At 67.1% G+C, this 23,407-nt stretch carries 24 protein-coding genes; 8 read left to right on the top strand and 16 right to left on the bottom strand.

The window, feature by feature from the left end; genetic code table 11:
• Positions 1–11 precede the first annotated feature (11 nt).
• Together O8I58_RS06180 and O8I58_RS06175 are read right to left on the bottom strand one after the other, a co-directional pair.
• On the bottom strand, positions 12–659 hold the full coding sequence (locus tag O8I58_RS06180) for a hypothetical protein (protein WP_298321527.1): 648 nt from the start codon (positions 657–659) through the stop codon (positions 12–14).
• Between the two features lie 380 nt (positions 660–1,039).
• A complete protein-coding gene (locus tag O8I58_RS06175; protein ID WP_298321526.1) occupies positions 1,040–1,210 on the bottom strand; it encodes a hypothetical protein in 171 nt (56 codons plus the stop codon).
• Positions 1,211–1,472: 262 nt separating this feature from the next.
• On the opposite strand from O8I58_RS06175, the gene O8I58_RS06170 reads away from it, so the two are divergent.
• Together O8I58_RS06170 and O8I58_RS06165 are read left to right on the top strand one after the other, a co-directional pair.
• A complete protein-coding gene (locus O8I58_RS06170) occupies positions 1,473–2,465 on the top strand; it encodes a DUF3829 domain-containing protein (protein WP_298321525.1) in 993 nt (330 codons plus the stop codon).
• A gap of 253 nt (positions 2,466–2,718) precedes the next feature.
• The gene (locus tag O8I58_RS06165) at positions 2,719–3,114 is read left to right on the top strand and encodes a DUF2628 domain-containing protein (protein WP_298322796.1); all 396 of its coding nucleotides are present in this window, start codon (positions 2,719–2,721) and stop codon (positions 3,112–3,114) included.
• 364 nt (positions 3,115–3,478) lie between these two features.
• Here O8I58_RS06165 and O8I58_RS06160 read toward each other — a convergent pair whose 3' ends face one another.
• From O8I58_RS06160 to O8I58_RS06145, 4 genes are read right to left on the bottom strand one after another with little or no spacing between them, the layout of a single operon-like run.
• Positions 3,479–3,697 (bottom strand): hypothetical protein, encoded by a 219-nt coding sequence (locus tag O8I58_RS06160; protein ID WP_298321524.1) that lies wholly within the window; start codon positions 3,695–3,697, stop codon positions 3,479–3,481.
• 57 nt (positions 3,698–3,754) lie between these two features.
• A complete protein-coding gene (locus O8I58_RS06155) occupies positions 3,755–4,594 on the bottom strand; it encodes an MBL fold metallo-hydrolase (protein WP_298321523.1) in 840 nt (279 codons plus the stop codon).
• A 17-nt stretch (positions 4,595–4,611) separates the two neighbouring features.
• A complete protein-coding gene (locus O8I58_RS06150; protein ID WP_298321522.1) occupies positions 4,612–4,938 on the bottom strand; it encodes a hypothetical protein in 327 nt (108 codons plus the stop codon).
• A complete protein-coding gene (locus tag O8I58_RS06145; RefSeq protein ID WP_298321521.1) occupies positions 4,931–5,476 on the bottom strand; it encodes a hypothetical protein in 546 nt (181 codons plus the stop codon). Before O8I58_RS06145 ends, O8I58_RS06150 begins: the two co-directional genes overlap by 8 nt.
• A gap of 161 nt (positions 5,477–5,637) precedes the next feature.
• Here O8I58_RS06145 and O8I58_RS06140 point away from each other — a divergent pair, with 161 nt between their 5' ends.
• Positions 5,638–6,537: a LysR substrate-binding domain-containing protein gene (locus O8I58_RS06140; RefSeq protein WP_298321520.1), complete on the top strand. Its 900-nt coding sequence runs from the start codon at positions 5,638–5,640 to the stop codon at positions 6,535–6,537.
• 233 nt (positions 6,538–6,770) lie between these two features.
• Here O8I58_RS06140 and O8I58_RS06135 read toward each other — a convergent pair whose 3' ends face one another.
• Positions 6,771–7,706 (bottom strand): LysR family transcriptional regulator, encoded by a 936-nt coding sequence (locus O8I58_RS06135; protein ID WP_298321519.1) that lies wholly within the window; start codon positions 7,704–7,706, stop codon positions 6,771–6,773.
• Positions 7,707–7,834: 128 nt separating this feature from the next.
• Here O8I58_RS06135 and O8I58_RS06130 point away from each other — a divergent pair, with 128 nt between their 5' ends.
• From O8I58_RS06130 to O8I58_RS06120, 3 genes are all read left to right on the top strand, one after another.
• Positions 7,835–8,608 (top strand): SDR family oxidoreductase, encoded by a 774-nt coding sequence (locus O8I58_RS06130; protein WP_298321518.1) that lies wholly within the window; start codon positions 7,835–7,837, stop codon positions 8,606–8,608.
• A 45-nt stretch (positions 8,609–8,653) separates the two neighbouring features.
• Entirely contained in the window at positions 8,654–9,118 is a 465-nt protein-coding gene (locus O8I58_RS06125; protein ID WP_298321517.1) for an Rrf2 family transcriptional regulator, read from the top strand.
• Positions 9,119–9,324: 206 nt separating this feature from the next.
• Complete coding sequence (locus tag O8I58_RS06120; RefSeq protein ID WP_298321516.1) at positions 9,325–10,263, top strand: NAD(P)/FAD-dependent oxidoreductase; 939 nt, start codon at positions 9,325–9,327, stop codon at positions 10,261–10,263.
• A 155-nt stretch (positions 10,264–10,418) separates the two neighbouring features.
• Here the strand turns inward: O8I58_RS06120 and O8I58_RS06115 are convergent, their stop codons facing one another.
• From O8I58_RS06115 to O8I58_RS06095, 5 genes are all read right to left on the bottom strand, one after another.
• Complete coding sequence (locus O8I58_RS06115) at positions 10,419–12,032, bottom strand: ATP-binding cassette domain-containing protein (protein ID WP_298321515.1); 1,614 nt, start codon at positions 12,030–12,032, stop codon at positions 10,419–10,421.
• Positions 12,033–12,167: 135 nt separating this feature from the next.
• On the bottom strand, positions 12,168–12,569 hold the full coding sequence (locus tag O8I58_RS06110; protein ID WP_298321514.1) for a hypothetical protein: 402 nt from the start codon (positions 12,567–12,569) through the stop codon (positions 12,168–12,170).
• Positions 12,570–12,632: 63 nt separating this feature from the next.
• Positions 12,633–13,115: a low molecular weight protein-tyrosine-phosphatase gene (locus tag O8I58_RS06105; RefSeq protein WP_298321513.1), complete on the bottom strand. Its 483-nt coding sequence runs from the start codon at positions 13,113–13,115 to the stop codon at positions 12,633–12,635.
• A gap of 117 nt (positions 13,116–13,232) precedes the next feature.
• Positions 13,233–14,255 (bottom strand): GlxA family transcriptional regulator, encoded by a 1,023-nt coding sequence (locus tag O8I58_RS06100; protein ID WP_298321512.1) that lies wholly within the window; start codon positions 14,253–14,255, stop codon positions 13,233–13,235.
• Between the two features lie 7 nt (positions 14,256–14,262).
• Positions 14,263–15,246: a DMT family transporter gene (locus O8I58_RS06095; protein ID WP_298321511.1), complete on the bottom strand. Its 984-nt coding sequence runs from the start codon at positions 15,244–15,246 to the stop codon at positions 14,263–14,265.
• 224 nt (positions 15,247–15,470) lie between these two features.
• On the opposite strand from O8I58_RS06095, the gene O8I58_RS06090 reads away from it, so the two are divergent.
• Complete coding sequence (locus tag O8I58_RS06090) at positions 15,471–16,484, top strand: transporter (RefSeq protein ID WP_298322793.1); 1,014 nt, start codon at positions 15,471–15,473, stop codon at positions 16,482–16,484.
• Positions 16,485–16,547: 63 nt separating this feature from the next.
• Here O8I58_RS06090 and O8I58_RS06085 read toward each other — a convergent pair whose 3' ends face one another.
• The 3 genes from O8I58_RS06085 to O8I58_RS06075 form a co-directional block, all read right to left on the bottom strand.
• Complete coding sequence (locus O8I58_RS06085; RefSeq protein ID WP_298321510.1) at positions 16,548–19,574, bottom strand: ligand-binding sensor domain-containing diguanylate cyclase; 3,027 nt, start codon at positions 19,572–19,574, stop codon at positions 16,548–16,550.
• Positions 19,575–19,719: 145 nt separating this feature from the next.
• On the bottom strand, positions 19,720–20,211 hold the full coding sequence (locus O8I58_RS06080; protein WP_298321509.1) for a M48 family metallopeptidase: 492 nt from the start codon (positions 20,209–20,211) through the stop codon (positions 19,720–19,722).
• Positions 20,212–20,441: 230 nt separating this feature from the next.
• Entirely contained in the window at positions 20,442–20,996 is a 555-nt protein-coding gene (locus O8I58_RS06075; protein ID WP_298321508.1) for a peroxiredoxin, read from the bottom strand.
• Between the two features lie 182 nt (positions 20,997–21,178).
• Here O8I58_RS06075 and O8I58_RS06070 point away from each other — a divergent pair, with 182 nt between their 5' ends.
• Entirely contained in the window at positions 21,179–22,564 is a 1,386-nt protein-coding gene (locus tag O8I58_RS06070; protein ID WP_298321507.1) for an amino acid permease, read from the top strand.
• A 24-nt stretch (positions 22,565–22,588) separates the two neighbouring features.
• On the opposite strand, the gene O8I58_RS06065 is transcribed toward O8I58_RS06070, so the two are convergent.
• Complete coding sequence (locus O8I58_RS06065) at positions 22,589–23,362, bottom strand: tetratricopeptide repeat protein (protein ID WP_298321506.1); 774 nt, start codon at positions 23,360–23,362, stop codon at positions 22,589–22,591.
• Between the last annotated feature and the right edge of the window lie 45 nt (positions 23,363–23,407).

Here is a 23,407-nt window from a genome sequence, read left to right as displayed (position 1 = left end):
GTGTCGGGGCCTCAGCCCTTGGCCGACACCCGCTCGGCGAACATGCCGCTGGCGAAGTAGGCCAGCAGCTCGGCGTGCTGGCTGCCCGGGGCGAGCTGCTGGACGGCGATGCGCGCCGCCTCGGCCAGCAGTTCGGCTTCGGCGGCACTGATCGCTTCCACCGCATCCCACAGCGCGGCCTGCTGCTCATCAACCACATGTGCGGCGGTCCACAGTGCAGCGTGCTGCTCACTACTCAGGCCGGTCATGGGCGCGGCCGCGTGCGGGTCGGGCAGGGCATCGGCCAGGTCCAGTGCGTACTGCAGGCTGCGCAGGACGACGGCAGCCAGGGACGCATCGCGCCAGGGTTCGGCTTCGGCATTCAACGGGTGTGGCGGCACCAGCGCTTCGCCGGACACCAGCGCATCGCGCACCGGGTCTGGCCTGCGCTGGCTGGCCAGCACCGGGCGCAGGCCCATGCGCCCGGCTAGGGTCAGCGTGGCGCGTTGTTCTGCAGGCAGGGCGGAAAGCGAGGCCAGCAGGCTGGCAAGGTAGCGATTGGCCAGCGCGGCGGCGTGGTGGTGTGCGGAAGCGGGCGTGGCCAGCTGCGGCAGCAGCAGTGGCTGTGCCTCCCAGAGGCATTGCGCGTAGCGGACCACGCACTGGGCAAGATGCTTCATGAAATTCCGAAAGGACGGGCGCAGGCGAATCGAAAACGCCCGCAAGGTGGGGCGCGGATTCTAGTCCGTCCCCGCGGGTGACGCGCGCGGTGCGTTGGCCGGCGGTACAGGATCAATGTTCAACCCGTATGGCAGCGGCAGGGCCGCTTTGTGTCGTCGTCAGCCTTTGGTGGCCAGTATTGGTGACTGCTCGGCTGCGCATCACGCCGGGCGTTGGAGATGACGCCATCGCGCCGGGGTTGGCCCGCGTCATCGCCGGCAGGCGGGCCGTCATCCAGGCGTACCTGTGGCCGACATCGCAGTGACCGGCAGCCGGAACGGCGCGCTTGCAGCAAGGCCAGCCCTTGCAGGCTGGCCCGGCGTCATTGCGTAAGGGGGACTCAGCCGCTCTTGGGTGGAAGCGTGGTGCCGAGTTTCTCGATCTGTCCGCCGGCGCGTTCGAACGCATCCAGCTTGTCCTGAAGCACTTCGTGGGCGGCGCGCTTGTCTTCGCGGGGCCGCTTGAACAGGGTGTCGGGTGGCATGGCCTTGGTGCTGCGCAGTGTCGTCATAAGCGTCTCTTGCGGGTGCACTGCATCTATACAACGTTGGCGCGGCACGGGTGTGAACAGGCGGTACTTCCGGCCGGGCGCAAGCTCGGGTCGGTTGGCCGTGGGGCTCCGGTCCGCACTAAAATGAAGCGGTCGGGGCCGCTGTCCCGGCCATCGCAGCGCCCAGGCGCAGCTGCGAAAGATCCCCCCTTCGCCACGCGCGGCCGCATTCACTGCGCCGCCTTGCGGGCATGCCTGCCTTCCCCCCAAGGAGTTTCCACGCTTGAACACCAAGTCATCCCGGATGTCGTTCCGGTCGATCCTGGCCCTGTCCATCACCGCATCGCTGTGCACCGGGCTGGTCGCCTGCGGCGGCAAGCCCGGTGCTGCGACGTCGGCTTCCGGCACCTCGTCGCAGACCTCGGCCGAACAGCAACAGATCGCCAAGTACAACACCTATGTCGACGCAGCCAACCAGATCGATACGTCCTTTTCGCAAGAGCTGCGTGAACACCTGCGTCTGTACGGCGACAGGCTCAAGGGCGGCGGCAAGCTGGACATGTATTCGGTCCCCATGACCATGCTGATCGAACGCTTGGACAAGGAGCTGAAGCAGGGCCTGGCCATGGCGCCGGCGATGGACGACCTGGACCCCGCCGCCAAGCAGTTCGCCGATGCACTGGATGCGCTGGTGCCGCTCAACCGCGAGTTGGAAAGCTACGCCGATTCCAAGGGTTACCTGGCCGATGACGGCGCCAAGGCGCGCGCGCAGGATCCCGCGTACGTGGCTGCACTGACCGCGGTGGCCAGGGCCGAGGGCGCGTTCATGGCCGGCATTGCCGCCCGGGACGAGAAGAACATCCGCGATGCCTTCGAGCAGGCCGAACAAGGCAGCCAGGCCTACTACCGTGCCGGCATGATCCTGTATTCACATCAGTCGATGGACGCCGGCGATGCGTTCTTCGAGTCCTTGGGCTCGGCCGAGACCGCCGACACGTTCAAGACCTCGCTGGACAAGGTCGGCGAGATGTCCGAAGCCTGGGACAAGAAGGTGCGCGAAACCATCCCGGCCGGTTGCCGATCGGTGACCAGGCAGGCCAACCTGATGCTGGGCAATGCCCGTGATGCGCTCAAGCATGCGGCCGATGGCGCTTACAAGCGCTACGACCTCAACGACCCGATCAGCAAGATGATGAGCCCGGTCGTCAACGACGCCAGCCACTTCCGCCGGAATTACAACGATCTGGTTGCGCAACTGAACAGCCAGCGCTGCTGACACCGCAATGCATGGCGTGCGTGGCACGGCGCATGTGCCACGCGCGTCCGCGCCCGAAAAAGCAGGTGCCTTCGCTGTTGTGCGCGGGCACGCCAGACGTCGCTGCCGGCATGCCCCGGATGTTCCCGCGTCGCCGGGGCAGGCCGATGTACTGCATCGGCAACACTTGGCCCCGGGGCGAAAGCGCGTGCCAATCAGCATCGTCACCAATTATCATGTAACCGTTTTCAACAAGTGAGTAATGATTCCGGATATGGAAACCCCCGATACCCGAACCTCCTACAGCCCCAAGTGGCAGTTCCGCTTCAACTTCTTCGACGAGCACGGCGGTCCGCAGGACCCGCGCTTCAAGACGGCACTCAAGGCGCTGAAGTTCGGCGAGAAGCTCAAGGTCAACATGAACTTCTACGCGTTCTTCTTCGGCTGGATCTATTTCTTCATCCTTGGGCTGTGGCGCAAGGCGCTGGCGCTGGTCGGCCTGTGGGTGCTGCTGATCGTCTGCGCTTTCCTGCTGCCCGACGTGCTGGTCCGCGGACTGGGCACCGCGTTCTCGGTGCTGACGGCCATGGCGGCCAATTACGCGTTCTACCTGGATCGCGTCAAGCGCAGCACCAGCTGGAATCCGTACGAAGGCATGCGCTGGTGGTGATCGCGCGCAAGCGCTGAACCCTGCAGCCAGTGGCCGCCCAGATGCAGTAACGTTTTACCGAAGCCCGAACTGGCGCCGCCATGTTCGGGCTTTTTTGTTGGCTCTGTTGGCGTTGAGTGAGGGTGTGCTGGATCGCGCGGGAGCGCATGACCTCTCGTAGGGGCGGCCCATGGCCGCGAGAGGCCTTGTCGGGAAAGCCTCTCGCGGCCACGGGCCGCTCCCCCGCAAGCTGTGTGGCCTCTCGAAGCTTCTCGCCAAAAGCAGCGGCGCCGAAGGCTGGCAAAAAGAAGCGGCGCCTGGGTTTCATCACCAGGCGCCGCCTTGGCCTTCCGACAGGCCGGTCGTGCTTGCCGACCGGCTCAGGTCACTTGTTCTTCTTTTCCGCCTTGGCCGCGCGCTTTTCCTTCAACGTCTTGGTCGGCTCTTTCTTGGTGTTCTTCTTCTGGTCCATACCCTTGCTCATGACGCCCTCGTATTTGTCGGTTTGATCGGCCTGGCAACACCACCGGTGTGGCGCGCCTGCGTACTTTACGCGCCCTCGGCCAGCTCCACGCGGCCCTTGTGGCGCGGAGCTTGCCCCCACGGCCTTGCCTGCGACTCAGCGTGGAAGTGGGCCTGAACCGGTCGGCCGGATTGGTCGTCAGTGCTCGTAGGAAATCTCGTAGCTCCGGCCTGTCCGCTTGATGTGTGCGAACCCGAGTTCGCCAAGATGCATCCCCGCGATCAGAAGGTCGTCCGAGCTGACGATATCCAGGAGCCTTGCGCGCGTGGCGGCGGAGAGAAGCGGGTCCTGGTCGAATGCGATGGAGACGTCGGGGCGCGCAATCTGGATTTGGGGGAAATGCACGATATCGCCCCAGACAAGCAGGCTGCGATCGCCGGATTCGAGGCGATAGCCAGCATGCCCCGCCGTATGCCCTGGAAGCGGAATGGCGCTGATGCCGGGGAGCAACGCGCCATCGGTGAACGTGCGCATCCTCTCCCGATACCCATCGAACACCTTCCGGGCAAACAGGAAATTTCCGCGGGCGCGCTCACTTGCCCGGCTGAGATTGCCGTCGTCCTCCCAGAAGGCAAGCTCGCGCTGGTGCACGACCAGCTCGGCTTCGGGAAAGGCGATGTCTCCAGACGCGCTGAGCAGTCCCCCGACATGATCGGGATGCGCATGGGTCAGCAGGATCGTGTCGATCTCGGAGGGCTGTACGCCAGCCAGTGCGAGATTCGCCTTCAATTCGCCACCCCATTGCTTGAATCCCCCGGCGCCGGCATCGATCAGGATCGTCCGGCCGCGGCCACGGACCAGGTAGCAATTGATGTGGATCGAAGAAGGGTCGCGCAGGCCTGCGGCCTTCTGCAGCCCGGCGGCATCATCTGGATCGATATTGGAAAGTAGCGCCAGGTTGGCGGAAAGATAGCCGTCACTGAGGGCCATGATCGAGAATTCCCCGATCTGCTGGCTCGGGAATGTTGGACCGTCCATCGCAGGGTTCCTGGTCATCAGTTGCGTGCGTGAATGCTTGGCGGCGCATAGCCAAAACAGCGGATGCGCGCGGTCAGGCCTGTCTCGCGGTGGATGGCTTCATCCAGCTTTTCCATGAAGTCCTCCATGACCTGCCGGGTCCGGAGCGGATCGAGGCGGTACTTGATTTCCGCGAAGATCGGATGCCCGCGCCCCTGGTGAGCGGCGACATGGATGATGTGCACGTTTTCCAGCGCAGCGTTGAGGATTCCCGTACACAGCCGGGTGCAGTGCGCGGTGAGTTCCGCCAGGACGTTTGACGGCGGCATGTTCTCCACCTGGATGAAGAAGGTGACATTAGGCATCTGTGCGCTGGCCTGGATCGCGGCGGCTGGTCAGCTGCTCGGTCATCGCGGCGTAGAGATGGACGCCTTCCGGCAGGTGTTGGGGGATCGCGTGTGCGGGACGATCCAGCCTGGCCAGCCAGCGATGTTCGGGTGACTTCTCCAGGGCAACGGCGTGCATCTGGCAGGGGGCGAGGCCCAGCCCGATCAGTGGCTCGGGCCCGGTTGCGCTCACCAGCAGGTGTTCATGGGCGCCGATGGCTGGCGCGCGTTCAAGTCCGTCGTAGAGATTCCGGTGCCAGTCGGTGATGTGCTGTTGCCACCGGGCGAAATTGCCACCGCCTTTCTGGCGGTACTCATCGCCCTGCAGAACATCGAGGCCGTCGATGGAGTGGATGGCAAGGTAGACGGGACAGCCGGGACTCACTGCCCTGAAGCGCTGCGAGGTGTGGAATCCGCTCACTGAAATGAGCGCTGGCAGCTTGTCCAGGCTGTAGAAATCGTTCCATTCCGCTTCGCTGGCAGGGTCGGTGAAGCTGCATTCGACGGTGTAGATCATCAGGTCGCTCCTGGCTGGAGGCGCGCATGCGCCCCCAGGTCTTTGTTGATGTTCGATCATGGTATTTCCATGATCTTCGCCAACAAATCGATTCTTTGGCATGCTTCATTGAGCAAATATCAAGGCAAGATGGAGTGCCCCGCCAAGCGTCAGGAGTCCCCATGCGCCGCAAGATCCCCAGTAGCGCCGCATTGACGGCCTTCGAGGCTGCGGCCCGCCACGGCAGTTTCGCCCGCGCTGCGGCCGAGCTGGCGCTGACCGAGGGCGCGATCAGTCGCCAGATCGGCCGGCTGGAAGCCTTCCTTGGGGCCACGCTGTTCGAGCGGGTCGGCAACCGCGTCAGGCTCCTTCCCAATGGGGAGCGCTACGCGCTTCAGGTCCGCGAATTGCTCGACCGGCTGGACCGCGACAGCCAGTACCTGATGGGGCAGCCGAGCGACGGTGCAAGCCTGGACATTGCAACCGTCCCGACATTCGCGATGCGATGGCTCATTCCGCGCCTGTCGCGGTTCCGCCAGGCATACCCGAACATCACCGTGCACCTTGCCGAGCGCACCGATCCGTTTGTCCTGGCTGGAAGCGGCTTCGACGCTGCGGTCCATTTCGAGCATCCGGCCTGGGCCGGGATGCGGACGCATCGGCTGTTGCATGAAGTGCTGGTTCCGGTGTGCCATCCAGCGCTGCTGGAGGGCGATAAGGAGGTGCTGCTGGACACGCTGCCGCGCCTGCATCGTCGTCAGAACCCGGACGCCTGGCTGCGCTATTCCACGGAAACCGGGATCCCCCTGGGCAATCCCGCAACCGGTGCCCGCTACGATCTCCACGCCATGTTGATCGAAGCCGCATTGGCCGGCCTCGGTGTTGCCCTGGTGCCACGCCTGTACGTTGAAGAAGAGCTCGCCCAAGGCCGGTTGGTCGCGCCTTGGCCGGAGGGGAAAACCATCTCCAAGACCTTCTGTCTGGTCCTGCCAGAACCGATCGGATTGAGCGGGGAGCCCATACGGGCGTTTGCACAGTGGATCCTGGGCGAGGCAAAGCAGGCCGCGGAGGCCGCGTCATAGGGGCTTCGGTTTCGCTGGATGGATGGACCAGGCCGTTGCCTGGTCTGCCATGGCACAGCGCCGCCAGGCGCGTTCTACCTGACAGTGGCCTGTCGCAGTAATGCGCCTGGCATGGGCATGCCGGAGAGCTCGACGGCAGCGGGCGGGTGATCCTGCACCGCAGTTTTCAGTGGACCGAAGGCGCTGGCCCGGCCTGCACCGGAAGGCACCACGGGGGCGCCTTTGCGCGTGTTCTAGGTGTTGGCTGGCGACGGCGGGCCGGGTGCCAGCACTTCGCGCTGCAGTACCGCATGCAGCCAGTCGAGGAATACCTGCAGCCGCTGCGACAGATGCCGGCGATGCGGGTAAAGCAGGGTCATCGGCAACGGGTCGGCGCGATGGTCGGGCAGCACCTCCACCAGCCGGCCTGCGGCCAGTTCGTCGCGTACGTCGTAGGCGGGAATCTGGATCAGGCCAAGGCCGGCCAGGCAGCAGGCGATGGAAGCCTCAGCGCTGTTGACGGTGATCCGCCCGCGCATGCGCCGGGCCAGCAGTTCGCCGTTTTCGCGCCATTCCCAGGGTTCGACCCGGCCGCTGGTGGGCGAGGCGTAGAGCACGGCCCAGTGTGCGTCCAGGTCGGTGGTGTTGGAGGGCGTGCCGTGGCGGCGCAGGTAGTCGGCGCTGGCGACATTGAGCAGCGGCAGCGGGCCGACCGGACGCGCCACCAGTTGCGAGTCTTCCAGCGGGCCGACTCGCAGCACGCAGTCCACGGCGTCCTCGACCAGGTTCACCGCACGGTCGCCCATGCCCAGTTCCACGTCGATCTGCGGGTATTGGCGCAGGAAATCCGGCAGTGCGGGCGCCACGATCAACCGGCCGATGCGGCTGGGCAGGTCCACCTTCAGGCGCCCGGCCAGCGCCTGCGGCGCCTGCCGGAACAGCTGCTCGGTCTCGTCCATGTCGGCGATCTGCAGCTGGCAGCGTTCGTACAGGGCCAATCCGTCTTGGGTAGGCGTCACCCGCCGGGTGGTGCGATGGAGCAGGCGCGCGCCCAGGCGCTGTTCCAGGCTGCGCACGGCCTCGGACACGGTGGAGCGGGGCAGGTCCAGCTGATCGGCGGCACGGCTGAAGCCGGCGCAGTCCACCACGCGCACGAAGATGCGGAACAGTTCAATGCGGTCCAGCGCCATTGTTCGATCTTCCCGACAGGTGAAGTCAGCATCCCCGTCTTTATCCGGGATTTCCAGCGGGTACGGTAGCGGTTACCCGCGCAGCCGCGTCGTGTGGCCGCGCCTCCATCCATACGGGAAGACCTGCCATGACCGATCACAGCATCCGCGGCAAGACCGTCCTCATCGCCGGTGGCGCCAAGAACCTGGGTGGCCTGCTGGCCCGGGACCTGGCCGCACAGGGCGCCGCTGCCATCGCCATCCACTACAACAGCGATGCCTCGCGGGCCGCCGCAGAGGCGACGGTGGCGGCCATCCAGGCGGTCGGTGCGCAGGCCCATGCCTTCCAGGCCAACCTGACCGCAGCCGATGCGGTGGAAAAACTCTTCGCCGATGCCAAGGCCGCGCTGGGCCGGATCGACATCGCGGTCAACACGGTGGGCAAGGTCCTGAAGAAGCCGATGGTGGACATCAGCGAGGCCGAGTTCGACGACATGAGCGCGGTCAATTCCAAGTCCGCGTTCTTCTTCCTGAAGGAGGCCGGCCGCCAGCTGGCCGACAACGGCAAGGTGTGCACGCTGGTGACTTCGCTGCTGGGCGCCTATACCCCGTTCTATGCCAGTTACGCCGGCACCAAGGCGCCGGTGGAACACTACACGCGCGCGGCGTCCAGGGAATTCGGCGAGCGCGGTATTTCGGTCACCGCCATCGGCCCGGGCCCGATGGACACGCCGTTCTTCTATCCGGCCGAAGGGGCCGAAGCCGTGGCCTACCACAAGACCGCCGCGGCGCTTTCGCCGTTCTCCAAGACCGGCCTGACCGACATCGCCGACATCGTGCCGTGGATCCGCTTCCTGGTGTCCGATGGCTGGTGGATGACTGGCCAGACCATCCTGGTCAACGGCGGCTACACGACCAAGTAATCCAGGCCAGCCAGCGTGGCGCTGGCTGGGCTTTACACTTTGGCGATGAGAACGGACAGCCGCCTTTCCCGCATGCTCCACGTGCTGTTGCACATGGCCCGGCACGATGCGCCGTTCACCTCCGATCAGATCGCGCAGATGCTGGGCACCAATGCGGTGGTCGTGCGGCGCACGATGGCCGGCCTGCGCGACGCCGGTTACGTGCGGTCCGCGCGCGGCCACGGCGGTGGCTGGGTGATCGCCTGCGACCTGGGCAAGGTGACCCTGCTGGACGTGCACCGCGCCGTGGGCGGAGTCAGGCTGTTCGCGCTGGGCCACGAAAACGCCAACCCTGACTGCGGGGTTGAGCGGGTGGTCAACGCGGCCATCGACGATGCATTGAAGCAAGCCGAGGCGTTGCTGCTGGCGCGCCTGGCCGAGGTGTCGCTGGCCGACCTGGCCGCCGAGTTCGACGCGCTGTGCGAAGCCGGTGGCTGGCAGCGCAAGACGGCCCGCGCGCACCGACACTGACCGCTGCGCCGCACGCGTTGCGGCGGCGCTCCACACACCGATGACAGACGATTGCGCGAGCCGGAACGGCACTCGCGATGCTGCGTTTCGCTGCCGGTTCATTCAAGTAACAATAAAAGTGTCGTAAGATGCGACGCACTGGTTTCCGCGACCTTGCGCGCTGCGTCTGCGCCCACGTCGGAACCGCCCGCTGGAAGGAATGCCCGATGACGACGTTGAACCCCGCGCGCCATGACGCGCTGATCGTAGGCGGCAGTTTTGCCGGCCTGTCCGCTGCGCTGATGCTGGCGCGTGCCCGCAAGCGCGTGCTGCTCGTCGATGGCGGCCAGCCGCGCAACCGATTTTCCGATCACGCGCATAGCCTGCTTGGCCATGACGGCAAGCCACCGGAACAGCTGCTGGGCGAGGCGATCGGCCAGCTGATGGCATACCCGACGGTGGAGCTGAGGATCGGCTATGTGCAGCAGGCGTCACAGGTGGAGGGCGGCTTCCGCCTGACCCTGGACGAAGGCACGCCGGTGGAAGGCAGCACGCTGGTACTGGCCACCGGCATGCGCGACGTGCTGCCGGATATCCCCGGCCTGGCGCCGCGCTGGGGCCAGAGCGTGCTGCATTGCCCGTACTGCCATGGCTATGAGGTGGCGGGCGGACAGTTGGCGGTGCTGGCGAACTCGTCGATGAGCGTGCATCAGGCCGAGATGATCCCGGAGTGGGGGGCGACGACCTATTTCACCCAGGGCCGTTTCGAGCCCACAGACGAGGAAATGCAGCGATTGCTGGCGCTGGGTGTTGTGATCGAACGCGAGCCGGTGGTGGAACTGGAAGGCGAAGGCACGTCGCTGTCGGCGGTGGTGTTGGCCGATGGCCGCCGCGTACCGGTGCAGGCGATGTTCACGGCGCCAAAGCTGGCTTTCACCAGTCCGCTGGCAGAGCAGCTGGGCTGCAAGTTGGCCGATGGTCCGCTGGGTCCGTACGTGGTGGTGGACGGCGTGGGTGCGACCAGCGTGCCGGGCGTGTTCGCCGGTGGCGACATGGCCAGCCCGATGTCCAGCGCAGTGTTGTCGGTGTCATCCGGTGCGATGGCGGGACTGGCTGCGCATCGGGCGCTGATGGCGGCGAAGGTGGCGCGGGCACTGGCAGCGTAAGTTGTTCCGCGCCGTGCGTCCGCCTTTTGTAGAGCGGAGCTTGTGGCAATCCCCTCTTGGGGACTCCGCTGCTTTTCGCGATGCTGCATAAAGCCCCAGCGGAGCAAGCTCCGCTCTACAGAGGGCGCAAGCGCTGCGGTGCAGCCAATTCGGCGTTACCACGGCATGAGGCGCCAACCCTGCGGATGCACTTCAAGACGCAGCTGCAGATCGAGCGCCTGCAGGAATGCGGCATCGTGCGAGACCACCAGTAGCGCGCCAGGGTAATTGCGCAGGGTCTGCTCCAGCGCCTGCAGCGCGTCCAGGTCCAGGTGGTTGGTGGGCTCGTCCAGCAACAGGAGTTCGGCCGGCGTGTCCCGATACAGCGCGTGGGCCAGCGCGGTCTTCAGGCGTTCGCCACCGCTGAGCTGATCGCAGGGCGTGGTCACGGTGTCACCACTCAGGCCCAGTTGCGCCAGCTGCATGCGGACCTGCGCTTCGCGCGCCTGCGGGTTGGCGGCGAGCAGATGCTGCAGCGGCGAATCGTGTGTGGGAATCGCGTCCAGGCCCTGGTCCAGGTAAGCGAAAGGCACCGGGATCGCGCATGCACCGGACACCGGCGCGACCTTGCCCGCCAGCACCTGCAGCAAGGTGGATTTTCCGCCGCCGTTGTCGCCGACCAGGCCGATGCGTTGTCGCCCGGTGACGACCAGATCCAGCGCTTGCCCACCGGCGATGCCGAACGGCAGCACCAGCTGTTCGGCAACGACAGCTCTGCGCTGTGCGGCCGCGGCAGGCAGCGGTGCGAACAGGGCGATGGGGTTGCGGTGCTCGATGCGGCTGGCGGCATCGCGCACGCCCTGCTGCAGGGTTTCCAGTGCACCGCTTTGCTGGTGCACGCGTTTGCCGGCACTGACCTGGCTGCGCTGCCGCAGGCCGCCGAGCAGGATCGGTGCCTGGTTGGCATCGCGGCCCTTGTGGGTGGCCTGGGCCTGGCGATGATCCAGGCGTTCGCGCAGGACGCGGGCTTCAGCCTCGGCGCGGCGGCGTTCGGTCTTGGCGCGTTCCAGTGCATCGACGGCGTGTTGTTGTTCCTGCGCGCGCTGCGCTGCGTACAGGCGATAGCCGCCATCGTAATCCTGCAGGCCGAAGGCAGTCAGTGCGACGGTGCGCTGCATCGTGTCCAACAGTTCGCGGTCGTGGCTGATGACCAGCAGGCCTTTGGGCCAGTGCTGCAGGCGTTCGATCAGGGCGCGGCGCTGGGTGCGATCCAGGTGGTTGGTCGGTTCGTCCAGCAGCAGGAAATCGGGCTCCGCCAGCCAGCCGCCCAGCAATGCCAGGCGGGTGTGTTCGCCACCACTCAGTTGCGTGGCCGGCTGGCCAGGCGTGAGGTGGCCCAGGCCGTGCGCTTCCAGTGCGGCGGCGAAGGTCTGGTGGATGTCCCAGCGTTCGCCGACGATATCGAAATCGGCTGGGTCGACGCTGCCGGCTTCGATCCGCGCCAGGGCGTCAAACACCGGCTGCACGCCGGCCACGTGCGCGACGGTCGTTCCCGGGACAGGCGCGATCTGCTGCGGCAGGTGGAACACCGTGCCCGCGCGCAGGCAGCGCCCGGCGCTGGGCGCGAGCTGACCGGACAGAATGCGCGCCAGCACGCTCTTGCCGGCGCCGTTGCGACCAACCAGGCCGGTGGGCCGCGCGTCGAAACGCACGTCCAGATCGCTGAAGAGGGGCCTGCCATCGGGCAGGAAAAACGCGACGCCTTCCAGCGCCAGGGACACAGGGGTCATGCGGACTCCAGGGCAATGCCATGCACGATCCATCCCGCGAAGGGAGGGAGGCGGTCAGGCCGTCAGGTCGACGGCGAAGGCATTACTGGCGCATTGGCCCGGGCACCGGTGTGGCGGAAGGGAGCGCGGAGTCTATCAGCGCAGCGAGACGCTCAGGGTGAAGCGCGCCACTTCAGCAGCGCGGGCCGTTGGCTGTGGCTGGTAGAGCTGGATGCGGTAGGTGCCGGGTGTGGCCAGCAGGCCACTGAAACGCTGGCCGTCGCCACCGGTATCGAGCGCGGTGTCTTCGCCCGGCGCGTACAGATGGAAAGAGACGGTGCTGCTGCCGCTGAGCTTCAGCTGGATGACCTGCGCGGTGGCGACGTCGACCGTGTAGGTGACGCTGGCATCGCCGGCGAGGGTGCCGCTGACCGTGGTGCTGTTGGCGCGCTGCGGAAAATGCACGGCGATCGTAGGCGCATCCTGGGCGATGGCCCGCGGTGCGAGCGGCAGGCAGGACAGCAGCAGGCCGGCGATGGCGGAACGGGCGTGGGACATGACGGAAGTCCTCCGGTGGATGACGGCCGGCGTCGCCGTCGATTGCCAGGATGGGGGCGGTGTTCAGTCGCTGCGTTGCGTTGCCCAGCGCTGCAGCAATCCGTCGATGCCGGCTTCGATCATGTCGAAGGCTTCGATGAAATCCTGCGGACCGCCGTACCAGGGGTCGGGCACATCGATGGGATTTCCGCCTTCGGCATAGCGCATCAGCAGGTCGATGGTGGCGCTGCCGTCGGCCGGCGCCCGTTGCTGCAGGGCGCGCACGTGCGCGGCGGTCATGCCCAGCACCAGGTCGAACTGCTGGAAGTCGCGCGCCTGTACCAGGCGTGCCCGGTGCGCCGGCATCGGCACGCCACGGCGGCGCAGTTCCTGCAGGGCGCGGCGGTCGGGTGGGTTGCCGATTTCCTCTCCGGTCACCGCAGCGCTGTCGGCGTGGGCCGGCATGCCAAGTGCTGTCGCCTTGTGCAGCAGTAATGCCTGCGCGGTGGGCGAACGACAGATGTTGCCGGTGCAGACGAACAGGACCGAGGGGATGGGCGAGGGCATGGCGAATGGAGGTGCGGGGGACGGGGAGCATCGCATGCTGCCGCGTGGCACCGCGTCGAGCGAATCCGGGTCGGGCGAATCCCGCGGGAGGTCGATGCTCGACTGACGCCCGGGCGGTCAGCGCCGGGAGGACGCGGTTGCGCGTGCCTGCGGTTTACCGGTGCGGATCGCGCGCGGGCTCTGGCCCAGTTCGCGCTGGACCAGGCGGGCCAGGTGTGCGCCGCTGGTGAAGCCGCATTCCAGCGCGATGTCCTGCAGGCCCAGTGCCGAATGCTGCAGCAGCCAGCGTGCGCGTTCCAGCCGCAGCTGCTGCCGGTATTGCGCGGGCGTCAGGCCGATGTCGTGCTGGAAGCGGCGCTCCAGCTGGCGCTGGCCCAGGCCCAGTGGCGCGCACACGCGGTTGATCGGCGCGGGCACCTGTAGCTGCTGTTCGAGCAGCAGCATCGCCTTGTGCACGATGGGATCGGTCGCGCGCTCCGAGACGACGGCCTCGGGCTGCAGGGCCTTGGACGGCAGCGGCTGCTCTTCGATCAGGATGCGCAACGCCTTGACCGCGCTGGCCCGTCCCAGTGCCAGTTCGATGATGTGCGCGGCCAGGTGCACGACGCTGGTGCCGCCGGCGCAGGTCAGGCGGTCGCGGTCGACCACGAACATCTGGCTGGAGACCACGTGCTGGTCGGGGAATGCGGCTTCGAAGTCGTCGCGGTGGAACCAGCTGACGCAGGCCAGGTGGCCGCGCAGCAGTCCCGCACGCGCCAGCACGAACGAGCCGGTGCACAGCCCGACCAGCTTGACGCCGCTGGCCGCAGCCTGTTTCAGGAACCGGCCCACCGGCGCCGACACGCGTTGCCCGCCATGTAGCACGCCGCCCACGACCACGATGTAGTCATAGCTGTCGACGGGCTTGAAGAGCGTGCTGGTGCCGACCCGGACACCGCAGCTGGAAGTGGTGGTATCGCCACCGCTCGCGGCCATGACGTCCCAGTGGCAATGGATGGGGCGGCTGTGGTCGCCTTCATCGGCGGCCAGGCGCAACGCATCGATGAAGCCGGCGAATGCGGTCAGGGTGAAGTTCGGCATCAGGACGATGCCGACCCGAAGCTTCACTGGCGCATCGGATGGCGACGGTGGTTTCTTCATCCTCCCATCATGGGCCGGCGGCCGGGCCGTGACCATCGGCCTGCGGATGCAGCGCCTGGGTGGCGTGCTGCGCTGGATGGCGATGCACCCACACCGAGGCCAGCACCGCACCACTGATCAGGAGCATGGCCACCGATTCGTAGCCGGTCGGGCCGCGCCGCTCCCAGGCGAAGGCATAGAGCAGCGCGAACAGGGTTTCGAACAGGATCATCGAACCGACCAGAGTCAGCGGAAGCCGCCGGCTGGCGCGGTTCCAGAAGGCGTTGCCCAGCACCGACGACAGCAGTGCGATCCCGCAGCACACGGCGACGAACAGGCCCCATGCCGGCGCCGCATGCGATGCCTGCCGGCCGAGGAAGGCGGGGACGACCAGCAGCAACGAGAGCGCCCCGGTGACCACGCCGATCAGCAGGTTCCAGTCGTGCTCGGAGACGTGCGGCAGGCGCGACAGCCAGCGGTTGTTGACGATGGCGTAGCTGGTCCAGCTGGCCAGCGCGCCCAGCGCGCAGAGAAAGCCCAGGGCGGAAGCTGGCTTGGCCGGCGCGGCACCAGCCAGGGTTTCCCAACCCACGCAGACGATGCCGGCGATGCCCAGCACCAGCGGCCAGGCCAGCCGGCGCAGCGGCATGGCGCCCGCGCCACGGCTGCCGAGCACGGTCACCGCCACCGGCAGGAAGCCGATCACCAGCGAGGTCATGGCGATCCCGCCCAGTTGCACCGCGCTGGCCAGCAGCACGTAGTAGACGATGTTGCCGGTCAGGCTCAGCCCGACCAGTGCCCGCCATTCGCGTGGGCCCATCGATGCCCGCACGCGCGACCAGCGCGGCACCAGCAGCACCGCTGCGATCACGCCGAAGGCGAGATAGCGCCCGGCCGCCAGCTGCAGTGGGCTGAAGGCGCCGGCCAGTTCCGGTGCCAGGAACACCAGGCCCCACAGCGCACCGGCCGCGATGCCTGCGCTGATGCCCGGCCAGAGAGGATTGCGATCCACGGGATAAGGCCCTGGCCAAAGGGCCTGGAAGAATGACCTGCGCATTCTGTTCCAGTGGGCATTCCCGTGGCGAGACCGATGACGTCGCCAATGCGATGTTTTACGACATGCGCCGTTGTGCGCATGCGGGTTGGCGCTTTTCCTTGGTGGTGATTGCCGGCGCGGGCGCGATGCTGCAACCGGGTTGGGCTACCCTCGTCCCAATATCTGGCGAACCCGTGTCCATGCAGCTCGACAACACCTACGGCTCGAACGAAGACGGCCTGATCTGGGGCTATCGCTTTTCACCGGGCCGGCCGGCCGAAGCCATCACCACCGAGACGGTGCGTGCGTTCCTGGGGGGCGAGGAGGCAGGCGACGAACAGGCGTTCGTCTGGCTGCATTTTTCGCTGGCCAACCAGGGCTCCAAGCGCTATCTGCGCGAGGTGCTGGACCTGCCCGATGCCTTCCACGATTCGCTGGACAGCGCGGTCGGCTCCACCCGGCTGGAGCTGGACGACGGCGCGTTGGTGGCGGTGATCCATGACGTGTTGTTCGATGCGAGCTTCGATGCATCCGATGTCGGTACCACCAGCCTGTGCATCGCGCCGCGCATGGTGGTGAGTGCGCGCCTGCGGCCGCTGCGTTCGGTGGATCGCCTGCGTGCGGCGGTGCGCGGCGGCCAGGCCTTCCGCTCCCCGGTCGAACTGCTGGCGCACCTGCTGCGCGACCAGGCCAACGTGCTGGGCGACATCCTGCGCAAGTCCACGCTGCGCGTGGACCAGATCGAAGACCGGCTGCTGGCCAGCCGGGTCCCGGCCGACCGCAAGGAACTGGGCACGCTGCGGCGCTCGCTGGTGCGCCTGCAGCGGTTGCTGGCGCCGGAGCCGACCGCGCTGTTCCGCCTGCTCAATCGGCCGCCGGCGTGGATCAGCCGCGACGACGTGCTGGACCTGCAGCAGGCAGCGGAGGAATTTTCCGCCGCCATCGGGGATTCATCGGCGCTGGTGGAACGGGTCAAGCTGATCCAGGAAGAACTGGCCGCGCTGATCAACGAGAACACCAGTCGCACGCTGTTCGTACTGACCGTGGTCACCGTGCTGGCGCTGCCGGTCAACCTGATCGCCGGCCTGTTCGGCATGAACGTCGGCGGCGTGCCGCTAACCCATAGCGCGCATGGGTTTTCGCTCGTGGTGGGCGGGCTGGTGATCCTGACCGCGCTGCTGGCGTACCTGGCCTTTCGCCGACGCGGCGACTGAGCAGGGCAATGCGTCTGACCGGGAGCCTGATCGTGGCCCTGGCCATCAGGCTTCGGGAGGACGCTAAGGAGTGTCGCTGTCCTCGCTGTGCACGCGGTCACGGCCATCGTGCTTGGCCTGGTAGAGCGCGCGGTCGGCACGGCGTAGCAGCTGGTCGGCCTGTTCGCTGCCGCCGAGCGGGCCACGGGCGATGCCGGCGCTCACGGTGATGTGCATGGACTGGGTTTCGCCCTGGATGGGGACATCGCGGCCGGCGACTGCCGCGCGGATGCATTCGGCCACCGTCTGCGCGTGGGCGATGTCGTCGCCCCGGATCAGGCAGGCGAATTCCTCTCCGCCGTAACGGGCGATCAGTTCATCACTGCGGACGCAACCGCGCAGCACCTCGGCGACATGGCGTAGCGCCTGGTCGCCAGCCAGGTGGCCGAAGCGGTCGTTGTAGGACTTGAAGTGGTCCACGTCGATCAGGATCAGCGTGGCCACGCCGGCCTGGGCCGGGTCCTCCAGCGCTTCCAGCAGGCGCCGGCGGTTGGGCAGGTCGGTCAAGGCATCGCGGTAGGACAGGTCCAGCAGGCGCGCGTTGGCGATGTTGAGCTCGGCGGTGCGCATGGCGACGTGGGCTTCCAGCGCGCTGCGCTGCGTGCGCAGGTGGCGCGTGCGCAGCAGCACGACCACGTAGACCAGCAGCAGCACCGCCATGCCAACGAGGATGCGGAACCCGGGCGTCTGCCACCACCGCGCGTGCAGGACGATGGCCACTTCCATCGGCGTGCTGGCGTTTCCGGCGTGGTCGCGGGCTTCCACGCGCAGCAGGTAGCGGCCAGGCGGCAGCGCGTTGAAGGTGCGTGAGGCCTGTTCGCTCCATGCGCTGGGCGTGGTCTCGTAGCCGACCAGCTGGGTGCGGAAGCGCGAGTCGGCCTCGCGGTACCAGGATAGCAGCGCGTAGTCGATGCGGATTTCCCTGGCGCCGGCCGGAACATCCAGCAGCGGCCCGGTCGCGCGCTGGCCGTCGATCTCCAGGCCGGTGATCTTCAGCGGTTTTGGCTGGTTGTCGTAGAGCTCGTGCTGCGGATCGTAGACCGCCAGGCCACCGAGGGTGCCGGTCCAGAAACGGTCGTGGGCATCGACCGCCTGCACGTAGTTGCACTCCTGGTGGACGATGCCATCGCGCCGGTTGAAGACACGGCTGTCGTAGCCGTTCGCGGTCGGGGTCAGCAGCTGCACGCCGTTGTTGGTGCACAGGTAGACGCGGCCCTTGCTGTCGGGTTGGGCGTTGTAGACGCTGGGATCGGGCGGCGTGGGCAGGGTGTTGGGCAGCACGCGTGGATCGAGCGCGTCGGTGACATCCACACGGGTCACGCCGGCACTGCTGGTGCCCAGCCACAGGATCTGGCGGCCCGCGGCATCGGGGATCATGGTCAGGCCGATCCCGTTGGTTTCAGGCAGGCCGATGTCGTGGCTCATCGTGTCCCAGCGCTGCCCGTTGAACCGTGACAGCCCCTGGTTGGTGGCCGCCCACAACCACGAACGGCCACCGCCATCGATCACTTCGCGCACGCGCATGGCGCGCCAGGGGACCTTGGCGTCGGGGGGCGGGAAACTGGTCCAGACGCCGTCGCGCCAGCGGTACAGCCCGGTCTCGCGGGTGGCGAACCACTGTTCCTGCTTCCCATCGACCGTGCGGACCAGGGTGTCGTAGACCATTTCCCCCGTGCGCTGCCGCCAGGGCGTGGCCATCGACTCGAAACGCGATTCGCCCGGTCGCCTGCGCAGTAGCGCACCGCCGCGCAGGGTGATCCAGTAGGTCTTGCCGCCGTCGGGATTGGCGGTGGCAATGACCGAGCCGATGTTGGCATTGGACGCGATGCCCTCGCTTTCGGTGAGTCGGTGCCAGTGGTGGTCCTCGTACAGCGCCAGCCCTTCGCCGGCCGAACTGGCCCAGAGCCGCTCGCCGCCACGGCCGTCCGGTTCCACCAGGAAGCCGAACACGCCCAGCGAACCGGTGCCCATCAGCGAAGCGATCGACCAGGGACTGGCGCCCAGGGCGGTGCGCGAGACGCCGGAGTCGGTGGCCATCCACAGGACATCCAGCCCATCGGGACTGCGCCAGGCGCTGATGTCGCGGATGACGTCCGAGTGCATGCCGTGGCGGCGGTCGAAGATCTGCAACGTATCGCCGCGCACCCGGAGCAGTCCGGAACGGGTGGCCACCCAGATCACGCTGTTGCCGTCGGGCAGGGGCGTGGCGGCGATGCTGTAGAGCACGTTGCTGGGCAGGTTGCCCTGCTGCTGGCTCCAATGGTCCATGCCGTCGGCGCGCAGGCGCCACAGGCCGTTGACGTAGGTCGAGATCCACAGCTCTTCGTGCCCGTCGCGCATGACGGGCAGCATGTGTTCGACCTGGGTCGCATCCAGCGCATGGCCTTCCCAGCGACGCCAATGGGCCTGGCCTTCATCGCGGTACCACAGGCCGCGGGCATTGGTGCCCAGCCACTGTCGCCCCGGCGCGCCCAGCTGGTGGGTCTGGGCCATGGAGCGCAGCGGATCGGCAGGCAGGGAGTCGTTGCCCGGGTCCAGCTGCCAGCGATCACCCACCAGGCGCATCAGGCCGTTGTCCCAGGTCAGCGCCCACAGCGTGGTCAGTCCATGGGCATCGACGGTTTCGGCGAAGCGCCGGATCTGGTCGGAAGGCAGGCCGGTGGCAGTGCTTTCCGCATGCCAGCGGGTGCCGTCGTAGTGCGCCAGTCCTGTGTTGCGGAACGCCGCCCACAGCGTGCCGCGATGGTCGATATAGACGTTGACGGCCGAATGCGCCATGGCAGGGTCGTCGCTGGCCACCCAGTGGCGGCCGTCGTAGCGGTAGACGCCCGCAGGTGATGCGCCCCAGACGAAGCCTTCGCGGTCGACGACCGTGGACATCATGCCCGCATCGGGCAGGCCATCACGGGTGGTGAAGTCGGTGAAGGCCGGCGCGCCCAGCTCCATCAGGTCCAGGGGCGTGACAGGCGCAGCCCTGCTTGCCGGTGCCTGTGCGGCAGCGGGCATGGCAATGCACAGCAGCATCCAGAGCAGCACCCCGATTCGAGACATATCCCCACTTCCCTATGGGAATGAGTATGCAATAACGATTTCATCTGCGGGGCTGTTCGCCAGGCCGGCGGAGCGCCCGGTTGGCTGGGTTTCCTTCGATTTCCGGGGCCGCGGATGTCCGCCGTGCCCCCCTTGGCGCAACGGCTCAGCGCTGCTCCAGCGCGGTCAGGTACAGGCGCAGGTCGAATTCCAGCTGGTGGTAGTCGGCCGCCATGTGCGTGCACAGCTGGTAGAAGGCCTTGTTGTGGTCGCCTTCCTTCAGGTGGGCCAGTTCGTGGACCACGATCATCTTGAGGAACTCCGCCGGGGCCTCGCGGAACACCGTGGCGATGCGGATCTCGCGGCTGGCCTTGAGCTTGGCGCCCTGCACGCGCGAGACCGTGGTGTGCGTGCCCAGCGCGTGCTTGAGCACCTGCAGTTTGCTGTCGTAGATCACCTTGTGCAGCGGCTGGGCCGAGCGCAGGTAGCGCTCCTTCATGCCCTGGGTGTAGTCGTAGAGCTGGCGGTCGGTGCGGACCACGTGCGATTCGCCATAGCGGCGAGCCAGCACCTCGCCCAGCTTGCCGGCATCCAGCAGCGCGCGGACCTGGGCCTGGACGTGTTCGGGATAGCCGGCGATGTATTTCAGCGTGGACATGCGCACAGCTTAGCGGCCTGCGCCACCAGCGCTCATCGGCGCGGCCTGCATCGGGCATCGATTCGCCGGGCAGCGGGCCGCACGCAAGGTGCATCCGCGCATGGGCGCTGCAACTAGGTCGGAGATTGCCGGCCGCGATTCCGGATTCGCGAAACGCTTGCCGTGAAGGTGGCCGAGTTGCGGCCATGAAGGAGCGCCGACCCTGGGGCCGGCGCTACTGGTCGCGGCGATCAGCTGCCCTTGTGTTCCAGGGCCTTCACTGCATCCAGGGTTTCCTGCACGTGCTGCTTCGGATTCAGGTCCGAATAGGCGTGGGCGACGACGCCGCTGGAGGTGATCACATACGAGGTGCGGTTGGACCAGCCGGGCTTCATCGGCAGGACCGCGTCGTACTGCTTGGCGATCTTGGCGCCCTCATCGGCCGCCACGGCGAACTTGCCGCCGCAGGTCTCGGTGTCCTTGGAGAAGGTCGCCAGCTGGTCGGTGTTGCCGGCGGTCACGCCGATCACCGTGGCGCCATGCGCCTTGAAGTCATCCACGGCTTCGGAGAACAGGTGTGCCTCCAGGTTGCAGCCGGCGGTGTTGGCGGCCGGGAAGAAATACACCACCACCGGGCCCTTTTTCAGCGCGCCAGCGAGATCGAAGGTGAAGGGCTGGCCCGCCAGATAGGCTGGCGCGCTGAACTCCGGTGCCGCGGCACCTTCCTTCAATGCGGCCGAGGCGGTGGAGGCTAGGGCCAACGTGCCGGCCAGGCCGAGGGCGGCGATCTTGAACAGGGATTTCATGCGATGACTCCTGACGGGATGGCGCTTCTTATACGCCACTTGCCCGCGTGCCGCGCCCGCCATCGGCGTGTCGCGGCATGACCGAAATCATTGGACAACTGGCGTCGTGATCGGGCATGGGGAAGGCAAGGTGGCGGGCGAACCGGTATGGTGGCGCGCTTTCGCCCCGACCGTGCCTTTCCATGTCCAGTGACCCGCGCGGCGACGCCGCACTCTCCTCCACGCTAGCGCCGGAACGCGGGCTCAAGCCGCGCCAGCTGATCATGATGGGCCTGGGCAGTGCGATCGGGGCTGGCTTGTTCCTGGGCTCGGGCGTCGGCGTGCAGGCGGCCGGCCCGGCGGTGCTGGTGTCCTATCTGATCGCCGGCGCGCTGGTGATCATCGTCATGCACGCGCTGGGCGAGATGGCTGCGGCGATGCCGTCCAGCGGCGCGTTCTCGGTGTATGCGGCCGAGGCGATGGGGCCAACCGCGGGTGCGACCCTGGGCTGGCTGTGGTGGTTGCAGATGGTGATCGTGATCGCGGCCGAGGCGGTCGGTGCGGCCGGCCTGCTGGCCACGGTCTGGCCGGGGCTGTCGGTGCCGGCGGCGGCGCTGCTGTTCATGGCCGGGTTCACTGCGGTCAACCTGCTGGGGGTGCGCAACTTCGGCGAATTCGAGTTCTGGTTCGCCATCCTCAAGGTGGCTGCGATCCTGGCCTTTATCGCCATCGGCATCGCGCTGCTGGCCGGCTGGCTGCCCAACGTGCCTTCGCCGGGTCTTTCGAACTTCACCAACAATGGCGGCTTCGCGCCCAAGGGACTGACCGGTATCGGTGCGGCGCTGCTGGTGGTGGTGTTCGCCTTTGGCGGCACCGAGATCGTGGCCGTGGCCGCGGCCGAAACCGCCGATCCGGGGCGCAGCATCGCCCGCGCGGTGCGGACCGTGGCCTGGCGCGTGCTGGTGTTCTACATGGGCTCGCTGGCGGTGATCATCGCGGTGGTGCCGTGGACCGATCCGGCCCTGTCCTCGCCGTTTGCCGCGGTGCTGCAGGTGGCGCATATCCCCGGCGCGGTCACCGTCATCACCCTGATCGCGGTGGTCGCGCTGTTGTCGGCCTTGAACGTCAACCTCTACGGCGCCTCGCGGATGATCCATTCGCTGGCGCAGCGTCGCGAGGCACCGCGCCCGCTGGCGGTGCTCAGTAACGGTGGCGTGCCGTGGCTGGCGGTGCTGGCCAGCGTGCTGTTCGGTTTTACCGCGGCGGTGCTGGAGCTGCTGTACCCGGGCAAGGTCCTGGCCGTGCTGCTCAATATCGTCGGCGCGATCTGCCTGCTGGTGTGGGCGATCTCGCTGCTGTCCCAGCTGATCCTGCGCGTACGCGCCGACCGCGCGGGGACGCCGCTGCCGTTCCGCATGGGGGGTTATCCGGTCCTGACCCTGGTCGGGCTGGCAGTGCTTGGCCTGATCTTCGTGCTGCTGGTGGTCACGCCTTCCACACGGATGCAATTCGTCTCGATGGTGGTGCTGACCGGCGTGATCGCCGCGCTCATCAAAACTGCGCGCAGCCTGCGAGGCACGCGCGGCTAAGCGCTTTGCACGCGTCGCTGCGAGTTAGTGCGGCGTGGCCGCCGGGACGATGGCCTGGGTGGCTTCGCTCGAAGGCGAGGGCAGCACTGCGAGTTGCTGCTGGATGTAGTCCAGCTCGTTCAATGCCGTCTGGTTGCCCGGTTCCAGCTGCAGCGATTGCTGGTAAGCCTCGCGCGCGCCGGCCAGGTCGCCCAGCTCGACCAGGGTGTAGCCGACGCCACGCAGGGCCATGGGCTTGATGAAGGCCGATTCGGCATTCTGCTGGGCCAGGTCCAGTGCCGTGCGATAGGAGGCCAGGCCCTCGTCGAAGCGTTTGAGTGCGTTGAGGACGAAGCCGCGTTCAACCCGCGCCATTGGGTCGTATGGCCCCACTTCGATGGCGATGTCCAGGAAGTGCAGCGCTTCTTCCATGCGCTTGGCACCAGCCAGCATGTAACCGGTCTGTTGATAGGCGCTGGAGCAGGCCACGTCCAGCCATTCGGTGGGCTGGCCCTTGCCGGGTCCGTCCATGTACTGCTCGTACTGGCGTCGGCTGGAAAAACTCAGCGCCCGACGACCGGGCTGCTGGCGCTGGGCATCGCAGTAAGCGAGGGCCTTTTCCAGCAGCGGCCTGGCGGTGGCGATGTCGCCTTGCTGCAGGGCCCGGGTGGCCTTGCCGACATCGGCGCGATACGCGTAACCAGTGGCTGGTTCGGCTGCGTAGTACTGGTAGGTTTCCACGACGCCGACCTCGGCGCTCGCCACGTGCATCACGCCTCCGAGCAGGAGCAGGCAGGCACCGCGCATGATTCCTTTCATGTTCGAACTCCAGGTTGGGCGGCGTGACGCCGCAGGCGCAGCTTG

It is taken from the genome of Pseudoxanthomonas sp. (assembly GCF_027498035.1).
Taxonomy (GTDB): Bacteria; Pseudomonadota; Gammaproteobacteria; order Xanthomonadales; family Xanthomonadaceae; genus Pseudoxanthomonas_A.
Note: the sequence above shows the minus strand (reverse complement) of the source record. Positions and strands in the feature narration are given on the sequence as shown.

Coding starts and splice junctions, on each gene's coding strand:
- O8I58_RS06130 (WP_298321518.1), top strand. CDS start 7,835: ATGACCGATCACAGCATCCGCGGCAAGACCGTCCTCATCGCCGGTGGC.
- O8I58_RS06150 (WP_298321522.1), bottom strand. CDS start 4,938: ATGCCTAATGTCACCTTCTTCATCCAGGTGGAGAACATGCCGCCGTCA.
- O8I58_RS06180 (WP_298321527.1), bottom strand. CDS start 659: ATGAAGCATCTTGCCCAGTGCGTGGTCCGCTACGCGCAATGCCTCTGG.
- O8I58_RS06105 (WP_298321513.1), bottom strand. CDS start 13,115: ATGCCCTCGCCCATCCCCTCGGTCCTGTTCGTCTGCACCGGCAACATC.
- O8I58_RS06155 (WP_298321523.1), bottom strand. CDS start 4,594: ATGGACGGTCCAACATTCCCGAGCCAGCAGATCGGGGAATTCTCGATC.
- O8I58_RS06075 (WP_298321508.1), bottom strand. CDS start 20,996: ATGAAATCCCTGTTCAAGATCGCCGCCCTCGGCCTGGCCGGCACGTTG.
- O8I58_RS06175 (WP_298321526.1), bottom strand. CDS start 1,210: ATGACGACACTGCGCAGCACCAAGGCCATGCCACCCGACACCCTGTTC.
- O8I58_RS06085 (WP_298321510.1), bottom strand. CDS start 19,574: ATGTCTCGAATCGGGGTGCTGCTCTGGATGCTGCTGTGCATTGCCATG.
- O8I58_RS06120 (WP_298321516.1), top strand. CDS start 9,325: ATGACGACGTTGAACCCCGCGCGCCATGACGCGCTGATCGTAGGCGGC.
- O8I58_RS06145 (WP_298321521.1), bottom strand. CDS start 5,476: ATGATCTACACCGTCGAATGCAGCTTCACCGACCCTGCCAGCGAAGCG.
- O8I58_RS06090 (WP_298322793.1), top strand. CDS start 15,471: ATGCAGCTCGACAACACCTACGGCTCGAACGAAGACGGCCTGATCTGG.
- O8I58_RS06115 (WP_298321515.1), bottom strand. CDS start 12,032: ATGACCCCTGTGTCCCTGGCGCTGGAAGGCGTCGCGTTTTTCCTGCCC.
- O8I58_RS06070 (WP_298321507.1), top strand. CDS start 21,179: ATGTCCAGTGACCCGCGCGGCGACGCCGCACTCTCCTCCACGCTAGCG.
- O8I58_RS06100 (WP_298321512.1), bottom strand. CDS start 14,255: ATGAAGAAACCACCGTCGCCATCCGATGCGCCAGTGAAGCTTCGGGTC.
- O8I58_RS06165 (WP_298322796.1), top strand. CDS start 2,719: ATGGAAACCCCCGATACCCGAACCTCCTACAGCCCCAAGTGGCAGTTC.
- O8I58_RS06110 (WP_298321514.1), bottom strand. CDS start 12,569: ATGTCCCACGCCCGTTCCGCCATCGCCGGCCTGCTGCTGTCCTGCCTG.
- O8I58_RS06125 (WP_298321517.1), top strand. CDS start 8,654: ATGAGAACGGACAGCCGCCTTTCCCGCATGCTCCACGTGCTGTTGCAC.
- O8I58_RS06135 (WP_298321519.1), bottom strand. CDS start 7,706: ATGGCGCTGGACCGCATTGAACTGTTCCGCATCTTCGTGCGCGTGGTG.
- O8I58_RS06080 (WP_298321509.1), bottom strand. CDS start 20,211: ATGTCCACGCTGAAATACATCGCCGGCTATCCCGAACACGTCCAGGCC.
- O8I58_RS06065 (WP_298321506.1), bottom strand. CDS start 23,362: ATGAAAGGAATCATGCGCGGTGCCTGCCTGCTCCTGCTCGGAGGCGTG.
- O8I58_RS06140 (WP_298321520.1), top strand. CDS start 5,638: ATGCGCCGCAAGATCCCCAGTAGCGCCGCATTGACGGCCTTCGAGGCT.